Raw genomic sequence first — 22,352 nt, 5'->3', positions numbered from 1 at the left:
CTCCTGCCGCTGGGGAGGGCTGCCGGGGGGAGGGTTGTGCGCGCATGGCGGTCTGTCATCCCTGGTCGTTCCGGTGCTTGGTCGACGAACGCGGTCGCTCGGCCTCGATGGCCTCGCGCAGCACCTGGCGGTCGTCGAAGGGGCGTACCACTCCGGCGATGTCCTGGCCCTGTTCGTGGCCCTTGCCCAGGACCAGGACGGTGTCGCCGGGTTCGGCACGGGCGACGGCGGCGGCGATGGCGGCGGCACGGTCCTCGAGCAGCAGGACGGTGCCGCGCTCGGCGGCGGGCACCTCGGCGGCGCCCGCGAGCATGGTGGCGAGGATCGCGAGCGGATCCTCGGAGCGGGGGTTGTCGGAGGTCAGTACGGCCGTGTCGGCGCCGCGCGCCAGGGCCGCGCCCATGGGGGCGCGCTTGGTGGTGTCACGGTCGCCGCCGCAGCCGAGGACGGCGTGGATGCGGCCCGTGCCGACCTTGCGCAGAGCGCGGAGAACCGATTCGACTGCGTCCGTCTTGTGGGCGTAGTCGACCACCGCGAGGTAGGGCTGCCCGGCGTCCACGCGCTCGAGCCGGCCGGGGACGCCGGGGACGCCCGCGACGCCGTCGGCGGCGGTCTGCGGGTCGGCTCCGGCCGCGACGAGCGCGACGACGGCGGCGAGCGCGTTGGCGACGTTGAACGGTCCGGCCAGCGGCGCCCGTGCGGCCACGGACACGCCCTCGGGGCCCACGATGGTGAAGGTCGAGTCGAACGGGCCGATCTCGACGTCCACCGCGCGCCAGTCGGCGTCCTCGCGGCCCTCGGCGGAGAAGGTGACCACCGGGACCTCGGACTCGCCGCGGGCGAGCCGGCGCCCGTACTCGTCGTCGGCGTTCACCACGCCGACGCGGCTGCGCTCCTTGGTGAACAGCTCCGCCTTGGCGGCGAAGTAGTCCTCCATGCCCGTGTGGAACTCCATGTGCTCCGGGCTGAGGTTGTTGAAGACGGCGACGTCGAAGACGCAGCCGTCGACGCGGCCCAGGCGCAGGGCGTGGCTGGAGACCTCCATGGCGACCGAGCGGACGCCGCGCTCGCGCATGACGGCGAACAGCGCCTGCAGGTCGGTGGCCTCGGGGGTGGTGCGCTCGGACTTGATCCGCTCGTCGCCGATGCGGGACTCCACCGTGCCGATCAGGCCCGTGGGGCCGCCCAGGGCCCGCAGCCCGCCCTCGATGAGGTAGGCGGTGGTGGTCTTGCCGGAGGTGCCGGTGATGCCGATCTGCAGCAGGTCCCGGCCGGGCGTGCCGTAGATCGTGGCGGCCAGGGCGCCCATGCGGCCGCGGGGGTCCTCCACGGTCAGCACGGGCAGACCGGTGGCGGCGGCGCGCTCCTGGCCCGCCGGGTCGGTCAGCACGGCGGCCGCGCCCAGGCCGGCGGCCTGCGCGGCGAAGTCGGCGCCGTGGAAGCGCGCGCCGGGCAGGGCGGCGTAGACGTCGCCGGGGCGGACCGCGCGCGAGTCGTGGGTGATGCCGGTGACGTGGACCTCGGCGGCGCCCTGTGGGGCGGGGACGCCCAGCTGACCGGCCAGCTCCGTCAGGGGCACGGGCTCGGCCCGGGTGGGGCGGGGCGCTCCCGGGTGCGCCGCGGGGGCGTCCTGGGAGGTGGTGTGGGACTGATCAGCGTGGGGCACGGCGGTGAGCGTACCGGGCGCACCGGCCTCGTCGCGAAGCGAGGGGCCCGCCGGGCCGCGGTTGCACGGATCGGGAGTGATCGTCGTCACGGCGGACCCGGCTCACTCGTAGCCCACCGGCAGCCGGGGCGGCTGCGAGCCGGACGGCGGCACCTGCAGGGTCTTCAGGGCGAACTCCATGACCTGCTTGTAGACCGGACCGCAGATCTGGCCGCCGAAGTAGCTTCCCCTGGTGGGGTTCTGGATGGCGCAGTAGACGGTCAGCCGGGGCTGGTCGGCGGGGGCGAAGCCGGCGAAGGAGGCGGTGTAGCCGCTGTAGCGGCCGGTCTCGGGGTCCACCCGGTTGGAGGTGCCGGTCTTGCCCGCGACGCGGTAGCCGGGGATCTTCGCCTTGGTGCCGGTGCCCTCCTGATCGTCCACGACCGACTCCAGCATCGCGGTGAGCTCCTTGGCGGTCTTCTCGCTGATCACCCGGGTGCGCGGCGGCTGGGGGGCGGCGGTGAAGCGGCCGTCGGGGCCCTTGGTGCCGCGCACCAGGGAGGGCTGGACGCGCTCGCCGCCGCCCGCGATGGTCGAGTAGACGGACGCGGCCTGCACGGCGTTGAGGGACAGGCCCTGGCCGAAGGGGATGGTGTAGGGCCGCGAGGACTTCCAGTCCTTGGGCTTGGCCAGGATGCCGGGGGTCTCGCCGGGGAAGCCGAGGCCGGTGGGGCGGCCGATGCCGAACTTGCGCAGATAGGTGTAGAGGACCTCGTTGGCCTCCTCGCGGCTCTTGCCGAGCTGCTCGCTGGCGAGGATGGTGCCGATGTTGCTGGACTTGGCGAGCACCCCGTTGAGGGTCAGGTGCCAGGTGGGGTGGTCGACGTCGTCGGCGAAGGCGCGGTCGGCGCGCGGCAGCCGGTTGGGCACCTCGACGTGCGTCGAGGGCGTGGCCACGCCCTCCTCGAGGACGGCGGCCATGGTCATGACCTTGCTGACGCTGCCGGGCTCGTAGGCGTCCTGGAGGGCGAAGTTGCCCATGGCCGAGCGGTCGGCGCGGGCGAGCTCGTTGGGGTTGTAGCCGGGGGCGTTGGCCATGGCCAGGATCTCGCCGGTGCGGGTGTCCTGGACGACGACGTAGCCGCGGTCGGCGCCGGACTCCTCCACCTGCCGGGCGATGGAGTTCTGGGCGGCCCACTGGATGTCGCGGTCGATGGTCAGCTCGACGTCGGAGCCGGGCACGGCGGCCTGTTCCTTGACGTCGCCGGTGGGCACCTGGCGGCCGCCGGACTGGGCGTAGACGCGCTTGCCGTCCCTGCCGGCCAGCTCCTTGTTCAGCTGGGCCTCCAGGCCGCCGCCGCCCTGGCCGTCGGCGTTGACGAAGCCCAGCAGGCCGGCGGCGAGCTCGCCGTTGGGGTAGACGCGCTTGCTGTGGGACTCGCGGTTGACGCCCGCGAGGACGTTCACGCCCTCCTTGCGGGCCGCCTTGTCGGCCTGGGCCTTCTTCAGCTGGGTGATCTTCTTCCAGACCTGCGGGGTCTGGCGGCGGGCGAGCACCACGTACTTCGACTTGGGGTTGGCCGTCAGCTTCCGCTCGAGGGTGTCGGCGCTCTCGCGCAGCACCGGGGCGAGCAGTTCGGCGGCCAGCCGGGCGGCGCCCTCGGCCTTGATCCGCTCGGGGGTGAGCAGGTCGGGGGCGGCGGTGATGTCGTAGGCGTCGACCGTGGTGGCCAGGTCCACCCCGGCGCGGTCGGTGATGGCGCCGCGCTCGGCGGCCAGCGTGACGGGGATGTAGCGGTTGAGGTTGGCGCGGGCGGCGTAGGCGTCGGCGTCGACGGCCTGCACCTGCAGCAGCCGCACGGTGAAGATCAGCAGGACGAGGGTGAGGCCGACGCCGATCATGCGCAGCCGGGGCCGGGGGCTGCCGAGCCGGAGAGCCTGGCCCCCGGGGCGGGGGCGTGCGGGTCGCGCGGCGGGGCGCGCGGGCCCGGGTACCGGGCGGCGGGGCTGCCTGGGCGCCGTCACGACCTCACCTACCTGATCTGTTCGGGGTGCCCGGCCGCCGGGGCCGGAGGGAGGGGCGGAGCGGGGACCGCCGGCGGACGGGTGCCGTCGGTACGCGCGGGCGCCGGCGGCTGGACCGCCGCGGGCGGCGGTACGGGGGCGGGCGCATCGGCCGCGGGCGGCGCGGCGGGCGAGGGGGCCGTCGCCACCGGGGGCGCGGCCGGGGACGGGACGGTGTCCGGCGCCGCGGCGTCCTCCGGGGCGCGGGGCAGCGGGGCGGGGCCGGTGAAGGAGGCGGGGTCGGCCGGGCCGTCGGCGCCGGCGGGGGCGGGGACGCCGCTGACCGTGCCGTCGGGGTTGAGGAAGGCGGGGCTGCCGCCGGGCACCATGCCCAGGTCGCGGGCCCGGCGCTCGAGCGCGTCCGGGGCGGCGAGCTGGTCGACCTCCTGCTGCAGCGCCTGCTGCTCGTCGGTCAGTTCGGTGGTCTTGCGCTGCAGCCGGCTCAGTTCGAAGGAGCCCTGGTTGAGGGAGGAGTTCAGCAGCAGCAGCGAGATCAGTCCGGAGCCGAGCAGCACCACGACCAGCAGGACGAAGGGGGTGCGCTTGGCCCCGGCGGGCCCGCCCGGCAGCAGCCGGCCGAGCCGGGTGCCCCGGCGGGCGGCCGGCGTCACGGGATGTCCTCGCGGATGCGTTCGGCGCCGCGCAGCCGGGCGGGGGCGGCCCGCCGGTTCTCGGCGACCTCCTCCTCGGTGGGCAGCTCGGCCCCGCGGGTCAGCAGCTTCAGGCGCGGCTGGTACTGCTCGGGCACCACGGGCAGGCCGGGCGGGGCGGTGCTGGTGGCACCGGCCGCGAAGACGCCCTTGACGATGCGGTCCTCCAGCGACTGGTACGACAGCACGGCGATGCGGCCGCCCACCGCGAGGGCGGCGACGGCGGCGGGGATGGCCGCCTCCACGCTGGCCAGCTCGGCGTTGACCTCGATGCGCAGGGCCTGGAAGGTGCGCTTGGCGGGGTTGCCGCCGGTGCGCTTGACGGCCTGCGGCAGGGCGTCGCGGATCAGCTCGACGAGCCGGGCGCTGTTGGTGAAGGGCTCCTTCTCCCGCTCCCGGACGATGGCCGAGACGATCCGCTTGGCCTGCTTCTCCTCGCCGTAGGCGCGCAGGATGCGCACCAGCTCGCCCGGCGGGTAGGTGTTGAGGACCTCGGCGGCGCTGATGCCCGTCGTCTGGTCCATGCGCATGTCCAGCGGCGCGTCCTGCGCGTAGGCGAAGCCGCGGTCGGCCTCGTCGAGCTGCATGGAGGAGACGCCGAGGTCGAACAGGACGCCCTGGACGCGCGGGATGCCCAGCCGCCGGAGCACGTCGGGCAGCTCGTGGTAGACGGCCTGGACCAGCGTGGCGCGGTCGCCGAAGGGGGCCAGGCGCGCGCCGGCGAGCTTCAGGGCGGTGGGGTCGCGGTCGAGGGCGACGAGCCGGCACTCGGGGAACGCCTTGAGCAGCGCCTCGCTGTGCCCGCCGGCACCGAGGGTGCAGTCGACGACGACCGCGCCGGGCTCGGCGAGAGCGGGGGCGAGCATGTCCAGGCAGCGCTGGAGCATGACGGGGACGTGTCGCGCGTTGCTGCTCATGCGCCCTTCTGAGAGTCCGGGAAGGCGGGCCCCGCGCGTCGGCGGCACGCACCACCAGGTCCCCGCCCGCTCGAAGGGGAAGCGGCCGCTTCGGCACCGGGGAAGCGATGCCGGGGCGACCGGGAGCGGGAGGAGGCCGAGGGGTACGTGCGCACCGCGCGCACGTGGTGTTTTCTTCGGTCCAGGGGGAGCGTCACGCCTCCCACTTCGCGTCACTTTAGTCCACTCGTCCCCTCGGTCAACCAACCGCCAGGCGCGTCACTCCGCGCGTGCGCCGCGGCCGGTCGCCGACTACCTTCGTGCCTATGTCGATATCCGCACCCCCGCCGCAAACGCCCAGCTCCGACGACGGACACGCCGAACCGACGGTCACCGATCACCTGGTCGATGCCAATGCGAAGTACGCCGCGGCGTTCCGCGACCCGGGCATGGACGCCCGGCCGGTGCTCAAGGTCGCCATCGTGGCCTGCATGGACGCGCGTCTGGACCTGCACGCCGCCCTCGGCCTGGAACTGGGCGACTGCCACACCATCCGCAACGCGGGCGGGGTGGTCACGGACGACATCATCCGCTCCCTCACCATCAGCCAGCGCGCGCTGGGCACCCGGTCGGTCGTACTGATCCACCACACCGGCTGCGGCCTGCTGAACCTCACCGAGGACTTCCGGCACGAGATCGAGGCCGAGGTCGGCCAGCGGCCGCCGTGGGCGGTGGAGGCGTTCAAGGACCTCGACCAGGACGTGCGCCAGTCCATGCAGCGGGTGCGCACCTCCCCCTTCCTGCCCCACCGCGACGACGTGCGGGGGTTCGTCTTCGACGTGACCACCGGCCGGCTGCGCGAGATCGAGCCGCGGCCCTGAGTACCGGTTCCCGGGTGACCGGCGAGTTATCCACAGGCGGTGACGGGACGCGCCGCATGCGGACAGAATGCGTAGGTGACGCCGCCCCGCGCCCGCGGGCGCGGTGTCCACGCTTCAGGGGGGCCGGTCCGTACCCGTCGGGCCACGCCTTTGGTATTGGGCCGAGGAGGGCCGGGTGACGACCTATGACGAACGAGCGAGCCTGAGCGATCTGACCACGACCGCGGACCGGATCCGCCGGTCGGTGGAGGGCGTGATCGAGGGCAAGCCGGAGGTCGTACGGCTGTCGCTGACCGTGCTGCTCGCCGAGGGCCACCTGCTCATCGAGGACGTGCCCGGGGTGGGCAAGACGATGCTCGCCAAGGCGCTGGCGCGGTCGGTGGACTGCTCGGTGCGGCGCATCCAGTTCACCCCCGACCTGCTGCCCTCGGACATCACCGGGGTGAGCGTCTACGACCAGCAGCGCCGCGACTTCGAGTTCAAGCCCGGCGCGATCTTCGCGCAGATCGTGATCGGCGACGAGATCAACCGCGCCTCGCCCAAGACTCAGTCGGCGCTGCTGGAGTCCATGGAGGAGCGCCAGGTCACCGTCGACGGCCACACCTACGAGCTGCCCGGCCCCTTCATGGTGGTGGCCACGCAGAACCCGGTGGAGATGGAGGGCACCTACCCGCTGCCCGAGGCGCAGCGCGACCGCTTCATGGCCCGGGTCTCGATGGGCTATCCGAGCCCGGACGCCGAGCTGCGCATGCTGGACGCGCACGCCGGCCTGTCCCCGCTGGACGACCTGCAGCCGGTGGCCCACGCGCACGAGATCGTCAAGATGGTCGACGCGGTCCGCACGGTGCACGTCGCCGACTCCGTGCGCCGGTACGCGGTGGACGTGGTCGCCGCCACCCGCCACCACCCGGAGCTCAGACTCGGCGCGTCGCCCCGCGCGACGCTGCACCTGGTGCGGGCGGCCAAGGCCGCGGCGGCGCTGGCGGGCCGGGAGTTCGCGCTGCCGGACGACGTGCAGTCGCTGGCGGTGGCGGTGCTGGCCCACCGGCTGCTGCCGACCGCGCAGGCCCAGCTCAACCGGCGCACGGCCGAGCAGATCGTCGTCGACATCCTGCAGCGCACCCCGCTGCCCGACCCGTTCGGCCAGCAGCCGCCGGGCGCGCGGAGGCTGTGATGTCCTCCGCCGCCCCGCACGGCCGGGCGCCGGGCCGGGTCCGGGGCCTGGGGGCGGCGTTCGCCGGGCTGACCACCCGGGGCCGCTCGTTCCTGGCGGCCGGCGTCGCCGCCGCCGCGTGCTCCTACGTCCTGGGGCAGGAGGACCTGCTGCGGGTCGGGCTGTTACTGGCCCTGCTGCCCGTGGTGTGCGTGCTCGTCCTGCACCGCACCCGGCACCGGGTCACGGCCGGCAGGCGGCTGACACCCGGCCGGGTGTCCGCCTCCGGCGAGGCGCGGGTGAGCCTGCGCGTGGAGAACGTCTCGCGGCTGCCCACGGGCCTGCTGATGCTGCAGGACCGGGTGCCCTACGTGATGGGCCCGCGCCCGCGCTTCGTGCTGGACCGGATGGAGCCGGGCGGGCGGCGCGAGGTGTCCTACCGCGTCCGCTCGCCGCAGCGCGGCCGCTATCCGCTGGGGCCACTGCAGCTGCGGCTGACGGACCCGTTCGGGATGTGCGAGCTGACCCGCGGCTTCAGCGCCTACGACACGCTGACGGTCGTGCCGCGCGTCGACCCGCTGCCGCCGCTGCGTCCGGGCGGCCAGGCCCCCGGCCACGGCGACGGGAGCCTGCGCTCGCTCGCCCTGGCCGGCGAGGACGACGTCATCCCGCGCGGCTACCGGCACGGCGACGACCTGCGGCGGGTGCACTGGCGCTCCACCGCCCGCCACGGCGAGCTGATGGTGCGCCGCGAGGAGCAGCCGCGGCGGGCGCACTGCACGGTGCTGCTGGACACCCGGGGCATCGCCTACGAGGGCGCCGGCCCGGACTCGCCGTTCGAGTGGGCGGTCTCGGGCGCCGCGTCCGCCGCGGTGCACCTGCTGGAGCGGGGCTTCTCGGTGCGGCTGCTGACCGACACCGGGAGCTCGATGCCGGGGCCGGACGGCACGGCCGGCCACTCCGGCTCCGCCCACGACGCGGCGGAGGCGAGGGGGCTGCTGCTGGACGCCCTCGCCGTGCTGGACCACTCGGAGGGCGACGGGCTGGCGGCGGCGTACGAGGCGCTGCGCGGTGGCGACGAGGGCCTGCTGATCGCGTTCCTCGGCGAGCTGGACGAGCACCAGGCGGCGGTGGCCGCCCGGATGCGGCCGCGCAGTGGGGCGGCGGTGGCCTTCGTGCTGGACCCCGGCTCCTGGGCGGCCCCGGCGGAGCCCGGCAGGCCGGGCGCCGCGTGGCAGGACGCCGAGGAGCGGCTGCGCGTGCTGCGCGAGGCGGGCTGGACGGCCCTGGCCGTCGCCCCCGGCGCCGCGCTGGCCGACCTGTGGCGGCTGGCCGGCTCACCCGCCGGCGAGCGGACGGCGGCCGGCGGACCGGCGGGCGGCACGACGGGAGGCCGGGCATGAGCGGGCGGGTACGGCTGGCGGTCTGCGGCGCGCTGGCGACACTGGCGGCGGCCTCCGCGATGCTGCCGCTGATCAACCGGACCACCTGGATCCTGCAGGCGGCCCTGCTGCTGGCCATCCAGACGGCGGTCGGCTCGGTGGCCCGCCGGGTGCCGCTGAGCGGGTACCTGACGGTGGCGTCGCAGGCACTGACCGGCCTGCTGCTGCTCACCGTCGTCTTCGCCCGCGACCGGGCGGTCGCCGGAGTGCTCCCGGGCCCGGAGGTCCTGGCCGAGTTCGGCAGGCTGCTGCAGGCGGGCGTGGACGACGTCGGCCGGTACGCCATCCCGGCGCCCGCCACGCTCGGCATCCGGCTGCTGCTGGTCGGCGGAGTGCTGGTGGTCGGGCTGGTGGTGGACGCCCTGGCGGTCACCTTCCGCAGCGCGGCGCCCGCCGGGCTGCCGCTGCTCGCGCTCTACTCGATCGGTGCCGGCCTGGCCCGGGGCGGCACGGACTGGCTGTGGTTCCTGGCGGCCGCGGCCGGCTATCTGCTGCTGCTTCTGGCCGAGGGGCGCGACCGGCTCTCCCAGTGGGGCCGCGTCTTCGGCGGCGGTGGCGCGGCGCGGGGGCCGGAGTTCATGGGCTCCGGGCCCGCGCTCGCACCGGTGCGCACCGGCCGCCGGATCGGCGCGCTGGTGCTGGGCATCGCCCTGGTGGCGCCCGCCGTGCTCCCGTCGATCGGTGGCGGCCTGCTGCAGCCCCGCGGCAAGGGCGCCGGCCCCGGCGGCACGGGCGGCACCATCTCGGCCGTCAACCCGCTGGTCTCCCTGCAGAACAACCTCAACCAGCCGGAGAACCGGGAGGTCATGCGCTACCGGGTCGCCCCGCAGCCCTCCCAGGACCTGTATCTGCGGATCGTCTCCCTCGACGAGTTCGACGGGGCGTCATGGCGGGCCTCGGAGCGGCGGATCACCGATGTGCCGCTGCCGCTGCCCACCCCCACCGGGCTGGCACCGGACGTACGGGCGGAGGCGGTCGCCCTGTCCGTCGCGGCCGCCGACGGCTACGGGCAGAACTACCTGCCCATGCCCTATCCCGCCCAGAGCGTCGACCTCACGGGCCGGTGGCGGTACGAACCGGAGGGCCGCACCCTGGTCGGCGACCACGGCCAGACCACCCGCGGCCTGCGCTACGAGGTGACCAGCCTGCGGGTGCAGCCGACAGCGGCCCAGCTCGCGGCGGCGCCCGCACCCCCGGAGCGGCTGCTGCGCGAGTACACCAAGGTCCCCGGCAATGTGCCGAAGGTGGTGGCGCAGACGGCCCGCAAGGTGACGGCGGGCGCCGCGAACGCCTACGAGCAGGCGGTGAAGCTGCAGGACTGGTTCGCCGTCAACGGCGGCTTCCGCTACGACACCGAGGTGCGCTCCGGCAGCGGCCATGACGCCATAGCCCGCTTCCTCGAGGAGAAGCGCGGCTTCTGCGTGCACTTCTCCTTCTCGATGGCGGCCATGGCCCGGACCCTGGGCATTCCCGCCCGGGTGGCGGTCGGCTTCACCCCGGGCAGCCCGCAGCCGGACGGTTCGATGTCGGTGGGCTCCAAGGACGCGCACGCCTGGCCCGAGCTGTACTTCGAGGGCGCGGGCTGGACGCGGTTCGAGCCCACCCCGAGCCGCGGCAGCCAGCCCGAGTACACGGTCGCCCAGACGCCCACCGTGCCGGACCCCGGGGCCCCGGCTCCGGTGCCCAGCCGCCGCAGCGTCCCGTCGGCGGCGCCCTCAGCGGAGGCGGGCTGCCCCCCGGAGCAGAGGAAGCTCGGCAGCTGCGCCGGGCCGGCGCCGCGGGCGAGCGCCCCCGGCGCGGACGAGGGCGTGTCACCCCTGGCGGTGGCGGGCTTCGCGCTGGCCGCCCTGGCCGCGCTCGCCCTGCCCCTGCTGCCGCTGCTGTGGCGGATACGGGCACGGGCCCGGCGGCTCGGCCCGGCCGCCGGGGCCCGGGAGCCGGGCGAGCGCACGCTGGCCGCCTGGCGCGAGCTGACCGACTCCGCCTGGGACTACGGCATCCCGCCCGACGAGTCGCGCACCCCCAGGACGGCGGCCGCGCGGATCGTGGGCACCGCCCGGCTCGAGGGCCCGGCCGCGGAGGCCGCGGGCCGGGTGGCCACGGCGGTCGAGCAGGTCCTGTACGCGCCCCGGCCGCGCCCGGCCGACGGGCTGGCCGGCGACGTCGAGCTCGTACGGGCCGGGCTGCGTGCCTCGGCCGGACGCGGGGCGCGGCTGCGGGCCCTGCTGGCGCCGCGCTCGGCCGCCCGCGTCGTCCGGGGCGCCCGGCGGCGCCGGGCCGCGGTGACCGCCCGGCTGCGGGACGTCACCTCGCGACGGCCCGGCGGTCGGAGCCGAGCAAGCTGAGCCCGCGCACAAGCCGTGGGCACAAAAGCCGAGGCACAAAAGCCGTGGGGCCAGGACGTCCCGTCCTGGCCCCACGGCCATGCTCGATTCGGTCGACTGCCGGGCTCAGTGGCCCTGTTCGTCGCGGCGGCGCTGCCAGCGCTGCTCGATCCGGTCCATCATCCCGCGCCGCCGGGCGGGCTGCCGCCGGGGCATTCCCGGGCCGGCGTTGCGCTGCGCTCCGGGCCTGGGCGCCTTGCGCCACCCCGTCACCGCGAGCACGGCGCAGCTGAGCATGACGAGGAAGCCCGCCACGCTGATCCAGATCCGCTGGGCGACCATTCCGGCCATGAGGAGCGCGATGCCCACCAGAAAACCCGCGACCGCCTGGTAGACCCGTCGCCGGGTGTACGTGCGCAGGCCGCTGCCCTCGAGCGCTGTCGCGAACTTGGGATCTTCGGCGTACAGCGCTCGCTCCATCTGCTCGAGCATGCGCTGCTCGTGCTCCGAGAGCGGCACGGAGTCCTCCTACTCGTCGGTCGCGGGGGGCGACCGGGGTGCGACCCTTTCAGGATAGGCAGGGAATCGCCCCCGTGAAACCCGCCCCTCTGCGCCAATTCGGCCACCGGCCCCGGTGTGGCGATCGATGCCGTCGGGACGTACATTCCCTGCTCGCCGATCCGCCATGCCGGACGGTGTCCCCCGATCATACGGGGCGTACGGGCTGATCGGGTGGCCCGTGCGCGGCGGCGTGATCAGCCGCGCTCGGCCAGGACGTGCAGCTGGGTGGCGACCGAGTGGAAGGCCGGGAGCTCGGCCGCGGCCGCCTCCAGGCGCAGCAGCGCGTCGAGGGCGTCGGGCTCGGCGTCGACGAGGACGCCGGGCACCAGGTCGGCGAAGACGCGCACGCCGTGCACGGCCGAGACCTCCAGGCCGGCGTCGCTCACCAGGCCGGAGAGCTGGTCGGCGGTGAAGCGGCGGGTGAGCGGGTCGCCCGCGCCCCACTGCCCGGCGGGGTCGGTGAGCGCCTGGCGGGCCTCGGTGAAGTGCCCGGCGAGGGCGCGGGCGAGCACGGCGCCGCCGAGGCCGGCGGCGAGCAGGCTGAGGGTTCCGGCGGGGCGCAGCGCGGCGGCGGCGTTGCGGACGCTCTCGGCGGGGTCGTCGACGTACTCGAGCACGCCGTGGCACAGCACCAGGTCGTAGCCGCCGCGCTCGGCGACGTCGAACAGGCCGTGGGCGTCGCCCTGGACGCCGCGCACCAGGTCGGCGACACCGGCCTCGGCGGCCCGCCGCTCCAGCGCGAACAGGGCGTTGGGGCTGGGGTCGACGACGGTGACGCGGTGGCCGAGCCGGGCGAGCGGCACGGCGAACTTGCCGGAGCCGCCGCCGGTGTCCAGGACCTCCAGGGCGTCCCGGCCGGCGGCCTTGACCCGCCGGTCCAGGGCGTCGCGGAGGACCTCCCAGACCACGGCGGTACGGAGGGACGCCCGGGGGCGCAGGGGGTCTGACACGGCGGGTGACTCCTCGGCGGCGGAACGGCTGGCGGACGGCTGGGGCCGACGGTCGTCGGCGGCCCCAGCCTAATGGTCACCGTGCCGCCGCCACGCACCCCGGCCGCGTGCGCGGACCGTCCGGCCCACAAGCGGAGTCCGTGGGCGCGGGCACGGTGGGTACGGGGAGAATCACTGCCATGGACAGCAGCGGTACACGCCGTCAGAACACCCGGCGGAAGCTCTTCGATGCCGCGGTGACCCTCATCGCCGAACAGGGCTTCTCCTCCACCACGGTGGACGAGATCGCCGAGCGCGCGGGGGTGGCGAAGGGCACGGTCTACTACAACTTCGCCAGCAAGACCGTGCTCTTCGAGGAACTGCTGCGGCACGGCATCGAGCTGCTGGCGAACGCCCTGCGGGCCGCCGCCGAGGAGACGGCCGAGCGGGGCGGCGGCCGCGTCGACGCGCTCGACGCGATGATCCGGGCGGGGCTCGACTTCATCACGCGCTATCCGGCGCTGATGCAGCTGTACGTGGCGGAGCTGTGGCGCACCAACCGGGCCTGGCAGTCGACGCTGACGCAGGTGCGGCAGCAGGCGATCGCGGTGATCGAGTCGGTGCTGCGGGAGGCGGTCGCGGAGGGCGAGCTGAGCGAGGAGATCGACATCCCGCTGACGGCGTCCGCGCTGTTCGGGATGGTGCTGGTGGCGGCGCTGGACTGGCAGTCGTTCCAGCCGGAGCGGTCGGTCGAGGAGGTGCACGCGGCGCTGTCGCGGCTGCTGCAGGGGCGGGTGGGCGGCGGCCGCCGGGTGTGACGCCCGGCCGGTGGCTCTCCGCTGCCCCGGTGCGGGCCGGTCCCCCCTCGGCCCGCACCGGGACAGCGTTCCCCCGTCCCCCCGTTGTACCCCCGTTGTCCCCCCGGGCTCCGTCGGAGCCCCCGTGCCCCCCGGCCGCGTCAGGGCCGCCGCGCCGTTCCGCCGCCCCGTGTCGGCGGTGCGGCACCGGCGTCCCCTTCGCGCTCCCCACTCTCCCCTCCGGGCGGGCGGCCCCCCATCCGCGCGGGTACTCATCTCGGCGCCTGAGTACGGGTACTCAGACCTGCGCGCCGGATACCGGGTACGGCCGGGGCCGGGCCGTGCCGCGGGGCGTGCGGGCGGCGCCGGATAGGGTCGGGCGCATGGCACGGATTGCGGTGATCGGCGCCGGGATGGGCGCGATGGCGGCCGCCGCCCGGCTGGCCGTCGCGGGCCACCGGGTGGCGGTGTACGAGCGCTCGGGGACTCATGGCGGCGGCGTCGGGCGGCTGGAGCGGGACGGATTCGTCTTCGACACGGGGCCGGGGCTGCTGCATCTGCCCGCGGTCTACCGGGACCTGTTCGTCAAGACGGGCAAGGAGCCGCTGGAGCGGTGCCTGGAGATGGTCCAGGTCGACCCGGCGAGCCGCCATGTCTTCCCCGACGGTACGGACTTCGCCCTGCCCAACGCCTCGCGGGCCGGCGTCGTCGCGGCGCTGGACGGCGCGGTGGGGCCGGGCGCGGGCGAGCGCTGGAGCGATCTGGTCAACCGGGCGCGCGAGGTGTGGGACGCCACGCGGCGGCCGCTGCTGGAGGAGCCGCTGCGCGCGGAGCGCGCCGGTGCCCCGGTCGACGACCCGTACCCGGCGGTGCGCAGGCGCGGGCTGTTCCGGCGGAACGCGCCCGCCACCCTGGCGTCCGTCGCCGAGCGGGAGTTGAAGGACGCCCGCCTGGCCGGGCTGCTGGAGAGCCACGCGCTGGCGTACGGGCTCGATCCGCGCGGCGTGCCGGCGAGCGCGGCGGTCCTGCCGTACATGGAGCAGACCTTCGGCAGCTGGTATGTGCGCGGCGGTCTGCGGGGGCTCGCGGACGCCCTGTACCAGCGGTGCCTGGAGCGGCGGGTGGAGTTCTTCTTCGGCTCCGAGGCCGTCGGGATCGTGGAGCAGGACGGGCGTACGGCGGGCCTGCGGCTCGCGGACGGCGGCACGGTGGAGGCGGACATGGTGGTGGCCGGGGTCTCCCCGGGGCGGCTCGCGGCCATCGCGCCGGACGCCGCCGGTCAGGAGCCGGCCGGGCCGGTGCCGCCGGGCCGGTTCACCGTGTTCCTGGCGCTGTCGGGCGCGCGGCCCGAGGGTGTCGTGCACCGCACCGTGGTCCACGGGGGCGACCGCGAGGCCGAGTTGGGCGCGGTCTTCGGCGGGCGCGGTGACGTGGCGGGCTACCGGCCGACGGTGACGGTGCTGCGGCCGGACGATCCCGCGACCTGCCCCGAGGGGCACGAGGCGGTGACGCTCACCGCGACGGTCGCCCCGCACGGCCGGGTCGACTGGACCGCGGGGGACGTGGCCGAGGACTTCGCGGACCGGATGGTCCGGGCCGCCGAGGCGGCCGTGCCCGGCCTGCGGGAGCGGCTGTTGTGGCAGGAGAGGCGGACGCCGGCGGACACGGAGGCGGCCACCGGCGCCGAGGGCGGCGGCGTGCCCGCGCCCGCGCTGGCCGGTGCCCAGGGTGCGTTCCTGCGTCCCGGCAACATGACGGGCCTGCCCGGCCTCTACCGGGCGGGCGGCTTCGCGCACCCCGGTGGCGGGCTGGCGCACGCCGGCATGTCGGGCGCGATGGTCGCCGGTCTGATCGTGAACGGCGCGGACTGGCGCGGCTCGCAGTGAACCGCGCCGCGCCCGCGGGCGGGCGGCGTCAGTAGCGGTAGGTCTGCTCGCCGTAGCCCTGGTCCGGCCGCTGCTGCGGCGGGTAGGGCGGCTGCTGGCCGGAGGGCGGGGTGTCGTTGTCGCGCTGCTGCGGCACCCACACACCACCGGGCGGGGTGTCGATGTCGTACTGCGGCGTGTAGACCCCGCCCGTACCGGGCTGGGCGCCGGTGTCGGTGCCGTACTGCTGCTGGGGGTAGGCCTGCGGCTGCCCGTACTGGTCGTACTGCTCGTAGGACTGCGGGCGGTTGCCGATGTACGGGTCGGAGTAGGAGGCGTACTGGCCCTGGCCGTAGTCGTACTGGCCCCCGTAGCCGCCCTGGGCGGGGGCGGCCTGGTGCTGCTGGCCGCCGTAGCCGTCGTACTGCCCGAAGACGTTGTCGTCGGAGCCGCCGGCCGGGTCGTAGCCGGTGTGGGGCTGCTCGGCGGTGGGCTGCTGGGGCACGGTGGGCATGAGCTCGGTCGCGGCCGTGTCGATGCCCTGCAGGGGGGCGAGGGCGTCCGGGCCGGAGGCGGGGAGCGTCACGTCGGGAGCGGGAGCGGGGGCGGGCTTCGGCGCCGCGGCGGCGGAGGACGCCGGGCGGCCGGCGGCACGGCGGCGGCCGGAGCGCGGCTTGCCGGCGGGGGCGTCCTTGGCGTCCTTGCCCTTCGCCGTGTTCCTCGGGCCGCCGGTGCCGCCGGTCTCCTCGTCCTTGCGGCGGACGGCCCAGCCGCGCGAGAAGCCGCGCCGGAAGGACAGCGTGACGAACGTCTGGCCGACGGCGAAGGCCACGGCGCCCACGACGATGACGGCCACGGACGGCACGACGACTCCGGCGACCACGCCGAGGAAGCCGGCGAACGCCAGGAGCCGCCAGCGCAGCCGGGCCTTGTACTGCAGCAGCACCTCGCCGAGCAGCCAGAGCGCGACGACGCCGAACGCGATGTAGAGGACCGTCCAGCCCATTAACGCCCCTCTCGTTCGGCCGCCCGTCCGCCGGCCGGCCGTTTCAGGACCGCTGGTGCAGCCCCAGGTTCTCGTAGATCTCCAACGTGGCCGTGGAGTGGTTCAGGGTAATGAAGTGCAACCCGGGAATCTCCTCGGCCATCAACCGGGCACACAGATCCGTCGCGTACTCGATCCCGATCGAGCGTACAGCGGCCGTGTCATCCTTCACCGCGAGGATCCTCTCCGCCAGGTCCGGGGGGAACGCCGCGTTACTGAGCTGTGCGAATCGTTCAATTTGTCGCACGTTGGTGACCGGCATGATTTCCGGAATGATCGGAGTGTCACAACCCGCGGCCGCGACCCGGTCGCGCAGCCGGAGATAGTCCTCGGGATAGAAGAACATCTGGGTGATCGCGAAGTCCGCGCCCGCCCGGCACTTGTCGACGAAGTGCCCGATGTCGGTCTCCCAGTCGGTGGAGCGCGGGTGCATCTCGGGGAAGGCCGCGACGCCCACGCAGAAGTCGCCCGACTCCTTGATGAGCCGCACCAGGTCCGCCGCGTAGCGCACCCCGTCGGGGTGGCGCACCCACTCGCCCATCGGGTCGCCGGGCGGATCGCCGCGCAGGGCGAGCATGTTGCGGATGCCGACGTCCGCGTACTGGCCGATGACGTTGCGCAGCTCGGCCACGGAGTGGTTGACCGCCGTCAAGTGGGCGACCGGGGTCAGGGTGGTGTCCGTCGCGATGCGTTCGGTCGCCCGGACGGTGCCCTCGCGGGAGGAGCCGCCGGCGCCGTAGGTGACGGAGACGAAGGTGGGTCCGACGGCTTCGATGCGCCGGATGGCGTTCCACAGCGTCCGCTCGCCCTTCTCCGTCCTCGGGGCGGCGAACTCGAAGGAGTACGAACGCTCGCCGGAGGCGAGCAGTTCACGCACGGTGCGGGCGTGGTCTGTCCTGGTGGAGGCAGTGCCAAGGGCCATACCGGCAAGTTAACCAGCGGCTTCGCGGACCCCCCAACCGGAACGGCGAAATGTCCTGTTCGCCGGGCAACTGTCCACCCACCGTCCCACTCCTTGGACAGGCGGCGGCTCCGGACGGGCGCCGGAGCGCGGCGGAACGGGGCCCTAGAGCGCGACGGAGCGGATCCGCTCGGCCAGGCGCGCGGTGGCCTTGCCGGGGTCGTCGGCCTCGGTGATGGCGCGCACCACGACGATCCGCCGGGCGCCCGCGGCGAGCACCTCGTCCAGATTGCCCTCGTCGATCCCGCCGATGGCGAACCAGGGCCGGACGGGCTCCAGCGACGCGGCGTAGCGCACCAGGGACAGCCCCGGGGCGTGCCGGCCCGGCTTGGTGGGGGTCGGCCAGCAGGGGCCGGTGCAGAAGTAGTCCACGCCGGGCTCGGCGACGGCGGCGTCGACCTCCGCCTCCGCGTGCGTGGAGCGGCCGATCAGCACGTCCTCGCCGAGGATCGCGCGGGCGGCGGGCACCGGCAGGTCGCCCTGGCCCAGGTGCAGCACGTCGGAGCCGGCGGCGTGCGCGACGTCGGCGCGGTCGTTGACCGCCAGCAGCCGGCCGTGCCGGCGGGCGGCCTCGGCGAAGACGGCCAGGTGCTCCAGCTCCTCCCCCGCCTCCATGCCCTTGTCGCGCAGCTGGACGATGTCCACTCCGGACGAGAGCACCGCGTCCAGGAACTCCGGCAGGTCGCCCTGGCGCTTGCGGGCGTCGGTGCACAGGTACAGCCGGGCGTCGGCGAGCCGCTCGCGCGCGGTGACGGACATCGGGTGTTCTCCCCCGGGTCGGCGGTGCACGGGCCGGGGCGAAGCTGCCCCGGCCCGTGCACCGGACGGTGTTCTGCGTTGCTTCCCGGGGCATCAGCGCCCCGGCGGCCTCATCAGACGGCCAGCGCCTGGGCCCGGCGCTTCACCTCCGTGCCGCGATTCTCGCGCAGCGCCTGCGCGGGGGTACCGGGCAGGGTCGGGTCCGGGGTGAAGAGCCACTCCAGCATCTCCTCGTCGCTGAAGCCGTCGTCCCTCAGCAGCGTCAAGGTCCCGGCGAGGCCCTTGACGACCTTTCCCTCGCCGATGAAGTCGGCGGGCACCATGAGCACTCGGTTCTCGCCACGGCGCACGGCGATCAGCTGGCCCTCCTTGACCAGCTGCCGGACGCGCGTCACCTCGACATCGAGCTTTTCGGCGATGTCGGGCAGGTTGAGCCAGGCGGGGACGAGAGCATCGGTCTTTGCGTCAATCTCGGTCACGGGACAAGCCTGCCATCCGGGACTGACAGTCGGTAGCCGGGTTGACCCGAGCCGGTCCGGGAACCGCCCCCGAGGTCACCCCACCGGCCCTCAGAGGGCGGCGGCCTTCAGCGGGACGGAGGCGTCGGCGGCCTTCGAGCGGTCCAGCGCGGCGCCCTTCTCGATGAGCTTGCGGCCCTGCGCCAGATCCCGCGGCCGGCCGACGGCCAGCAGGGCCACCAGGACACCCGAGCGCAGCCAGCACACCGTCCACGCGGCCCCGGTGGGGTCACCGCGCCAGACCAGCTCGTCGGCGCCCGAGTGGTGCCCGGCGTACTGCACGAAGCGCCCGAACTGCTCGGACCAGAAGTAGGGCACCGGGTCGTAGACCGGCCCCTCGGCGGGCCCGTGGACGATGTTCGCGGCGACGGTCCGCGGGCCCTGCAGGGCGTTGTCCCAGTGGTGGACCAGCAGCCGCTCGCCGTAGCGGGCGGACGGGAAGGAGGCGCAGTCGCCGACGGCGTAGACGTCCGGCAGGGAGGTGCGCAGCCGGTCGTCGGTGACGACGGAACGATCCGCCGCGAGCTCGATGCCGGAGCCGGCCAGCCAGCCCGTGGCGGGCCGGGCGCCGATGCCGACGACCACCGCGTCCGCGGCCAGGCGGGTGCCGTCGTCGAGCACGACCGCGCCCTCCTCCACGGACGCCACCCGGGCGCCGGTCACCAGCCGGGCGCCGCTGTGGGCGTACCAGTCGACCATGTGGGCGGCGACCTCGGCCGGCATGGCGCCGGCCAGCGGCCGGTCCGCGGCCTCGACCACGGTCACCCGGCAGCCGGCCTCGCGCGCGGCGGTCGCGAACTCGGCGCCGATCCAGCCGGCCCCGACCGCGACGACGTCGTGCCGGCCGGCGAGGACCGGCCGCAGCCCCTCCACGTCGTCCAGGGTGCGCAGGACGTGGACGCCGCGCACGTGCTCGCTGCCGGGCAGCGCGATCGGGTCGGCGCCGGTGGCGACGACCAGCACGTCGTAGGGCACGGGCCCCCGCGTGGTCTCCAGCACGTGCTCGTCCGCCCGCAGGCCGGTGGCCTCCCGGCCGAGCTCGAGGTCGATGCCCAGCGAGCCGAAGTCCACCTCGAAGGCGGATCCCTCGGCCTTGCCGAGGAGGACGGACTTGGACAGCGGGGGACGGTCGTAGGGCGGATGGGGCTCGGCGCCCAGCAGGGAGATCGCGCCGTCCCAGCCCTGCTCGCGCAGGGCGACGGCGGTCTGCACCCCGGCCATGCCCGCGCCGACGATGACGACGCGCCGGTCACTGGAGGTGTTCGTCTGCTCGCTCACACGATCAACTGTAGGACGGCGGCGCACCCGGTCCGGAGCAACGGGTGACGAGACCTCTGACACAGCGTCACGATGTTTGAGGGCCGGAAGCCCGCCGACGGCGCGTGGCCCGCCCTTCCGGGCCCCGCGCGGCGCGTACTAGGGTGGCCGCTGCAAGCACTCGCGGGAGCCCGGACGCACCGGGCTGAGAGGGAGGCTGGACGGCCTCCGACCGTACGAACCTGATCCGGGTCATGCCGGCGAAGGGAGGGGCTGGAAGCCCATGCACGCGCGGCACACCCATGACGTCCTGGTCATCGGCGGCGGCGTCATCGGCCTGGTCACGGCCTGGCGCGCCGCCCAGCGCGGCCTGCGCACGGCCGTCGCCGACCCCGCGCCCGGCGGCGGCGCGGCGCAGGTGGCGGCCGGGATGCTGGCCGCCGTCACCGAACTGCACTACGGCGAGCAGACGCTGCTCGCCCTCAACCTCGCCTCCGCGCGCCGCTATCCGGCGTTCACGGCCGAGCTGGAGGAGGCCAGCGGCCAGGAGACCGGCTACCGCGCCTGCGGCACCCTGGCCGTCGCCTTCGACGCCGACGACCGGGCGCACCTGCGCGAGCTGCACGAGCTGCAGCTGCGCTGCGGCCTTCAGGCGCGCTGGCTGTCCGGGCGCGAGTGCCGCCGGCTGGAGCCGATGCTGGCGCCGGGCGTACGCGGCGGGCTCCACGCGCTCGGCGACCACCAGACCGATCCCCGGCGCCTGTGCCGCGCCCTGCTGACGGCCTGTGAGCGGGCCGGGGTGGTCTTCCACCGCCGGTCGGTGGTGCGCGCCCTGCTCTGCGGCGACCGCGCCACGGGCGCCGAACTGGACGACGGCACCCGCGTCGCCGCCGGGCAGACGGTGCTGGCGGCGGGCAGCCTCAGCGGCGGCCTCGCGGGCCTGCCCGAGGACGTCCTGCCGCCGGTCCGCCCGGTCAAGGGCCAGATCCTGCGGCTGCGCGTGCCGGAGGCCTACCGGCCCTTCCTCTCCCGGACCGTACGGGCCGTGGTGCGCGGCGGGCCGGTGTACCTGGTGCCGCGCGAGAACGGCGAGCTGGTCGTCGGCGCCACCAGCGAAGAGCTCGGCTGGGACACCACCGTCACCGCGGGCGGCGTCTACGAGCTGCTGCGCGACGCCCACGAGCTCGTCCCCGGCATCACCGAACTGCCGCTGGTGGAGACCCGCGCCGGGCTGCGGCCCGGCTCGCCCGACAACGCCCCGCTGCTGGGCCCCACCGCCCTGCCGGGGCTGCTGACGGCCACCGGCCACCACCGCAACGGCGTGCTGCTCACCCCCGTCACCGGGGACGTGATGGCCGAGGTGCTGACCACCGGGCAGCTGCCGGAAGAGGCCCGTCCGTTCTCTCCCCGACGCTTCACCCCCTCCCCCACGGCCCCAGCGGCGTGGGAGGTTTCCCCATCCCAGGAGCAGCCCGCATGACCGGCAGCGATGTCATCATCCACACCATCAGCGTCAACGGCGAGCATCGCGACGTCCCCGCCGGGACGACCCTCGACGGGCTCGTGGCGACGCTCACCACAGCGCGCGGCGGCGTCGCGGCGGCCGTGAACGAGGCCGTCGTGCCGCGCGGCCAGTGGCCGTTCGTCCCGCTCGGCCACGGCGACCGGGTCGAGGTCCTCACCGCGGTCCAGGGGGGCTGATCGTTCCGATGGCAGACGATCTGCTCACCATCGCCGACACCCCCTTCACCTCCCGGCTGATCATGGGCACGGGCGGGGCGCCCAGCCTCGAGGTGCTCGAGCGGGCCCTGATCGCCTCCGGCACCGAGCTGACCACGGTCGCCATGCGCCGCCTGGACGCCACCGTGCGGGGCTCGGTGCTGTCCGTCCTGGAGAGGCACGGCATCCGGGTGCTGCCGAACACGGCGGGCTGCTTCACCGCGGGCGAGGCGGTGCTCACCGCCCGGCTGGCCCGCGAGGCGCTGGGCACCGACTGGGTCAAGCTCGAGGTGATCGCCGACGAGCGCACCCTGCTGCCGGACCCGATCGAGCTGCTGGACGCCGCCGAGATCCTGGTCGACGACGGCTTCACGGTGCTGCCGTACACCAACGACGACCCGGTGCTGGCCCGCAAGCTCGAGGACGTCGGCTGTGCGGCGATCATGCCGCTGGGCGCGCCCATCGGCTCAGGGCTCGGCATCCGCAACCCGCACAACTTCCAGCTGATCACCGAGCGCGCGGGCGTCCCGGTGATCCTGGACGCGGGCGCGGGCACCGCCTCGGACGCGGCACTGGCCATGGAGCTGGGGTGCGCGGCGGTGATGCTCGCCTCGGCGGTGACGCGGGCGCAGGAGCCGGTGCTGATGGCGGAGGCCATGCGGCACGCGGTGGAGGCCGGACGGCTGGCCCACCGGGCCGGGCGGATCCCGCGCCGCCACTTCGCCGAGGCTTCCTCCCCCGCGGAGGGCATGGCGCACCTCGACCCGGAGCGCCCGGCCTTCTGAACAGGCTCCGGCCTTCTTCAGCGGGCACTGTCCTGTCACCGTTCGGCTATAGAAAGAGTGAGCGAGGCGCACGCCGTCCGGGCCGCCCGCCACGGCTCGTA

The 22,352-nt window shown here is 75.1% G+C and carries 20 protein-coding genes and 1 riboswitch; of the genes, 9 read left to right on the top strand and 11 right to left on the bottom strand.

The annotated features are described in order from the left end of the window. Window positions 1-55: 55 nt before the first annotated feature. From ACIG36_RS03985 to rsmH, 4 genes are read right to left on the bottom strand one after another with little or no spacing between them, the layout of a single operon-like run. Entirely contained in the window at window positions 56-1,756 is a 1,701-nt protein-coding gene (locus ACIG36_RS03985) for a UDP-N-acetylmuramoyl-L-alanyl-D-glutamate--2,6-diaminopimelate ligase (RefSeq protein WP_399921414.1), read from the bottom strand. 12 nt (window positions 1,757-1,768) lie between these two features. Continuing rightward, window positions 1,769-3,670 carry a peptidoglycan D,D-transpeptidase FtsI family protein gene (locus ACIG36_RS03980; RefSeq protein ID WP_399921412.1) on the bottom strand — a complete coding sequence of 634 codons (1,902 nt, stop codon included), beginning with the start codon at window positions 3,668-3,670 and terminating at the stop codon, window positions 1,769-1,771. A gap of 8 nt (window positions 3,671-3,678) precedes the next feature. Then, entirely contained in the window at window positions 3,679-4,320 is a 642-nt protein-coding gene (locus tag ACIG36_RS03975) for a septum formation initiator family protein (RefSeq protein WP_399921409.1), read from the bottom strand. Continuing rightward, entirely contained in the window at window positions 4,317-5,276 is a 960-nt protein-coding gene (gene rsmH, locus ACIG36_RS03970; protein WP_399921407.1) for a 16S rRNA (cytosine(1402)-N(4))-methyltransferase RsmH, read from the bottom strand. Before rsmH ends, ACIG36_RS03975 begins: the two co-directional genes overlap by 4 nt. 305 nt (window positions 5,277-5,581) lie before the next feature. Between rsmH and ACIG36_RS03965 the strand changes: the two genes are divergently transcribed. The 4 genes from ACIG36_RS03965 to ACIG36_RS03950 all read left to right on the top strand — a co-directional run bounded on the left by ACIG36_RS03965 (window position 5,582) and on the right by ACIG36_RS03950 (window position 11,076). After that, window positions 5,582-6,136: a beta-class carbonic anhydrase gene (locus ACIG36_RS03965; RefSeq protein ID WP_399921404.1), complete on the top strand. Its 555-nt coding sequence runs from the start codon at window positions 5,582-5,584 to the stop codon at window positions 6,134-6,136. A gap of 175 nt (window positions 6,137-6,311) precedes the next feature. Next, entirely contained in the window at window positions 6,312-7,310 is a 999-nt protein-coding gene (locus ACIG36_RS03960; protein ID WP_399921401.1) for an AAA family ATPase, read from the top strand. Further along, window positions 7,310-8,692, top strand: a complete 1,383-nt coding sequence (locus tag ACIG36_RS03955) for a DUF58 domain-containing protein (protein WP_399921398.1) — start codon at window positions 7,310-7,312, stop codon at window positions 8,690-8,692. Before ACIG36_RS03960 ends, ACIG36_RS03955 begins: the two co-directional genes overlap by 1 nt. Then, a complete protein-coding gene (locus ACIG36_RS03950; RefSeq protein WP_399921396.1) occupies window positions 8,689-11,076 on the top strand; it encodes a transglutaminaseTgpA domain-containing protein in 2,388 nt (795 codons plus the stop codon). The genes ACIG36_RS03955 and ACIG36_RS03950 overlap by 4 nt, the downstream gene beginning before the upstream one ends. A gap of 105 nt (window positions 11,077-11,181) precedes the next feature. Here the strand turns inward: ACIG36_RS03950 and ACIG36_RS03945 are convergent, their stop codons facing one another. Together ACIG36_RS03945 and ACIG36_RS03940 are read right to left on the bottom strand one after the other, a co-directional pair. Beyond that, window positions 11,182-11,574 carry a DUF3040 domain-containing protein gene (locus tag ACIG36_RS03945; RefSeq protein WP_399921393.1) on the bottom strand — a complete coding sequence of 131 codons (393 nt, stop codon included), beginning with the start codon at window positions 11,572-11,574 and terminating at the stop codon, window positions 11,182-11,184. A 236-nt stretch (window positions 11,575-11,810) separates the two neighbouring features. Further along, entirely contained in the window at window positions 11,811-12,566 is a 756-nt protein-coding gene (locus ACIG36_RS03940; protein ID WP_399921390.1) for a methyltransferase domain-containing protein, read from the bottom strand. Window positions 12,567-12,745: 179 nt separating this feature from the next. Here ACIG36_RS03940 and ACIG36_RS03935 point away from each other — a divergent pair, with 179 nt between their 5' ends. Both ACIG36_RS03935 and ACIG36_RS03930 read left to right on the top strand, forming a co-directional pair. After that, entirely contained in the window at window positions 12,746-13,363 is a 618-nt protein-coding gene (locus ACIG36_RS03935) for a TetR/AcrR family transcriptional regulator (protein ID WP_399921387.1), read from the top strand. A gap of 362 nt (window positions 13,364-13,725) precedes the next feature. Further along, a complete protein-coding gene (locus ACIG36_RS03930; protein ID WP_399921384.1) occupies window positions 13,726-15,228 on the top strand; it encodes a phytoene desaturase family protein in 1,503 nt (500 codons plus the stop codon). 28 nt (window positions 15,229-15,256) lie between these two features. Here the strand turns inward: ACIG36_RS03930 and ACIG36_RS03925 are convergent, their stop codons facing one another. The 5 genes from ACIG36_RS03925 to ACIG36_RS03905 form a co-directional block, all read right to left on the bottom strand. Further along, window positions 15,257-16,213, bottom strand: a complete 957-nt coding sequence (locus ACIG36_RS03925; protein ID WP_399921381.1) for a hypothetical protein — start codon at window positions 16,211-16,213, stop codon at window positions 15,257-15,259. 43 nt (window positions 16,214-16,256) lie between these two features. Next, on the bottom strand, window positions 16,257-17,174 hold the full coding sequence (metF, locus tag ACIG36_RS03920) for a methylenetetrahydrofolate reductase [NAD(P)H] (protein ID WP_399921378.1): 918 nt from the start codon (window positions 17,172-17,174) through the stop codon (window positions 16,257-16,259). Between the two features lie 144 nt (window positions 17,175-17,318). Further along, complete coding sequence (gene thiE / locus ACIG36_RS03915; protein ID WP_399921375.1) at window positions 17,319-17,972, bottom strand: thiamine phosphate synthase; 654 nt, start codon at window positions 17,970-17,972, stop codon at window positions 17,319-17,321. Between the two features lie 113 nt (window positions 17,973-18,085). Beyond that, window positions 18,086-18,451: an Rv2175c family DNA-binding protein gene (locus ACIG36_RS03910; protein WP_399921373.1), complete on the bottom strand. Its 366-nt coding sequence runs from the start codon at window positions 18,449-18,451 to the stop codon at window positions 18,086-18,088. A 90-nt stretch (window positions 18,452-18,541) separates the two neighbouring features. Further along, window positions 18,542-19,768, bottom strand: a complete 1,227-nt coding sequence (locus tag ACIG36_RS03905; RefSeq protein WP_399921370.1) for an NAD(P)/FAD-dependent oxidoreductase — start codon at window positions 19,766-19,768, stop codon at window positions 18,542-18,544. 152 nt (window positions 19,769-19,920) lie between these two features. Continuing rightward, window positions 19,921-20,033: riboswitch (TPP riboswitch) on the top strand. Here ACIG36_RS03905 and thiO point away from each other — a divergent pair. The 3 genes from thiO to ACIG36_RS03890 all read left to right on the top strand — a co-directional run bounded on the left by thiO (window position 20,031) and on the right by ACIG36_RS03890 (window position 22,251). After that, entirely contained in the window at window positions 20,031-21,227 is a 1,197-nt protein-coding gene (gene thiO, locus ACIG36_RS03900; protein ID WP_399921367.1) for a glycine oxidase ThiO, read from the top strand. (Overlaps the previous riboswitch by 3 nt.) Continuing rightward, window positions 21,224-21,448: a sulfur carrier protein ThiS gene (gene thiS, locus ACIG36_RS03895; RefSeq protein ID WP_399921364.1), complete on the top strand. Its 225-nt coding sequence runs from the start codon at window positions 21,224-21,226 to the stop codon at window positions 21,446-21,448. The genes thiO and thiS overlap by 4 nt, the downstream gene beginning before the upstream one ends. An 8-nt stretch (window positions 21,449-21,456) precedes the next feature. Further along, window positions 21,457-22,251, top strand: a complete 795-nt coding sequence (locus ACIG36_RS03890) for a thiazole synthase (RefSeq protein WP_399921361.1) — start codon at window positions 21,457-21,459, stop codon at window positions 22,249-22,251. Window positions 22,252-22,352: the final 101 nt, after the last annotated feature.

The sequence above is a fragment of the Streptomyces sp. NPDC053048 genome, from assembly GCF_044547045.1.
In the GTDB taxonomy this organism is placed as follows: Bacteria; Actinomycetota; Actinomycetes; order Streptomycetales; family Streptomycetaceae; genus Streptomyces.
This window is presented reverse-complemented; position numbering and strand designations above follow the sequence as displayed.

What these genes read in the sequence shown, in the direction of transcription:
- rsmH (WP_399921407.1), bottom strand. Translation starts at nt 5,276, where the DNA reads ATGAGCAGCAACGCGCGACACGTCCCCGTCATGCTCCAGCGCTGCCTG.
- ACIG36_RS03965 (WP_399921404.1), top strand. Translation starts at nt 5,582, where the DNA reads ATGTCGATATCCGCACCCCCGCCGCAAACGCCCAGCTCCGACGACGGA.
- ACIG36_RS03955 (WP_399921398.1), top strand. Translation starts at nt 7,310, where the DNA reads ATGTCCTCCGCCGCCCCGCACGGCCGGGCGCCGGGCCGGGTCCGGGGC.
- ACIG36_RS03950 (WP_399921396.1), top strand. Translation starts at nt 8,689, where the DNA reads ATGAGCGGGCGGGTACGGCTGGCGGTCTGCGGCGCGCTGGCGACACTG.
- ACIG36_RS03935 (WP_399921387.1), top strand. Translation starts at nt 12,746, where the DNA reads ATGGACAGCAGCGGTACACGCCGTCAGAACACCCGGCGGAAGCTCTTC.
- ACIG36_RS03930 (WP_399921384.1), top strand. Translation starts at nt 13,726, where the DNA reads ATGGCACGGATTGCGGTGATCGGCGCCGGGATGGGCGCGATGGCGGCC.
- ACIG36_RS03925 (WP_399921381.1), bottom strand. Translation starts at nt 16,213, where the DNA reads ATGGGCTGGACGGTCCTCTACATCGCGTTCGGCGTCGTCGCGCTCTGG.
- metF (WP_399921378.1), bottom strand. Translation starts at nt 17,174, where the DNA reads ATGGCCCTTGGCACTGCCTCCACCAGGACAGACCACGCCCGCACCGTG.
- thiE (WP_399921375.1), bottom strand. Translation starts at nt 17,972, where the DNA reads ATGTCCGTCACCGCGCGCGAGCGGCTCGCCGACGCCCGGCTGTACCTG.
- thiO (WP_399921367.1), top strand. Translation starts at nt 20,031, where the DNA reads ATGCACGCGCGGCACACCCATGACGTCCTGGTCATCGGCGGCGGCGTC.
- thiS (WP_399921364.1), top strand. Translation starts at nt 21,224, where the DNA reads ATGACCGGCAGCGATGTCATCATCCACACCATCAGCGTCAACGGCGAG.
- ACIG36_RS03890 (WP_399921361.1), top strand. Translation starts at nt 21,457, where the DNA reads ATGGCAGACGATCTGCTCACCATCGCCGACACCCCCTTCACCTCCCGG.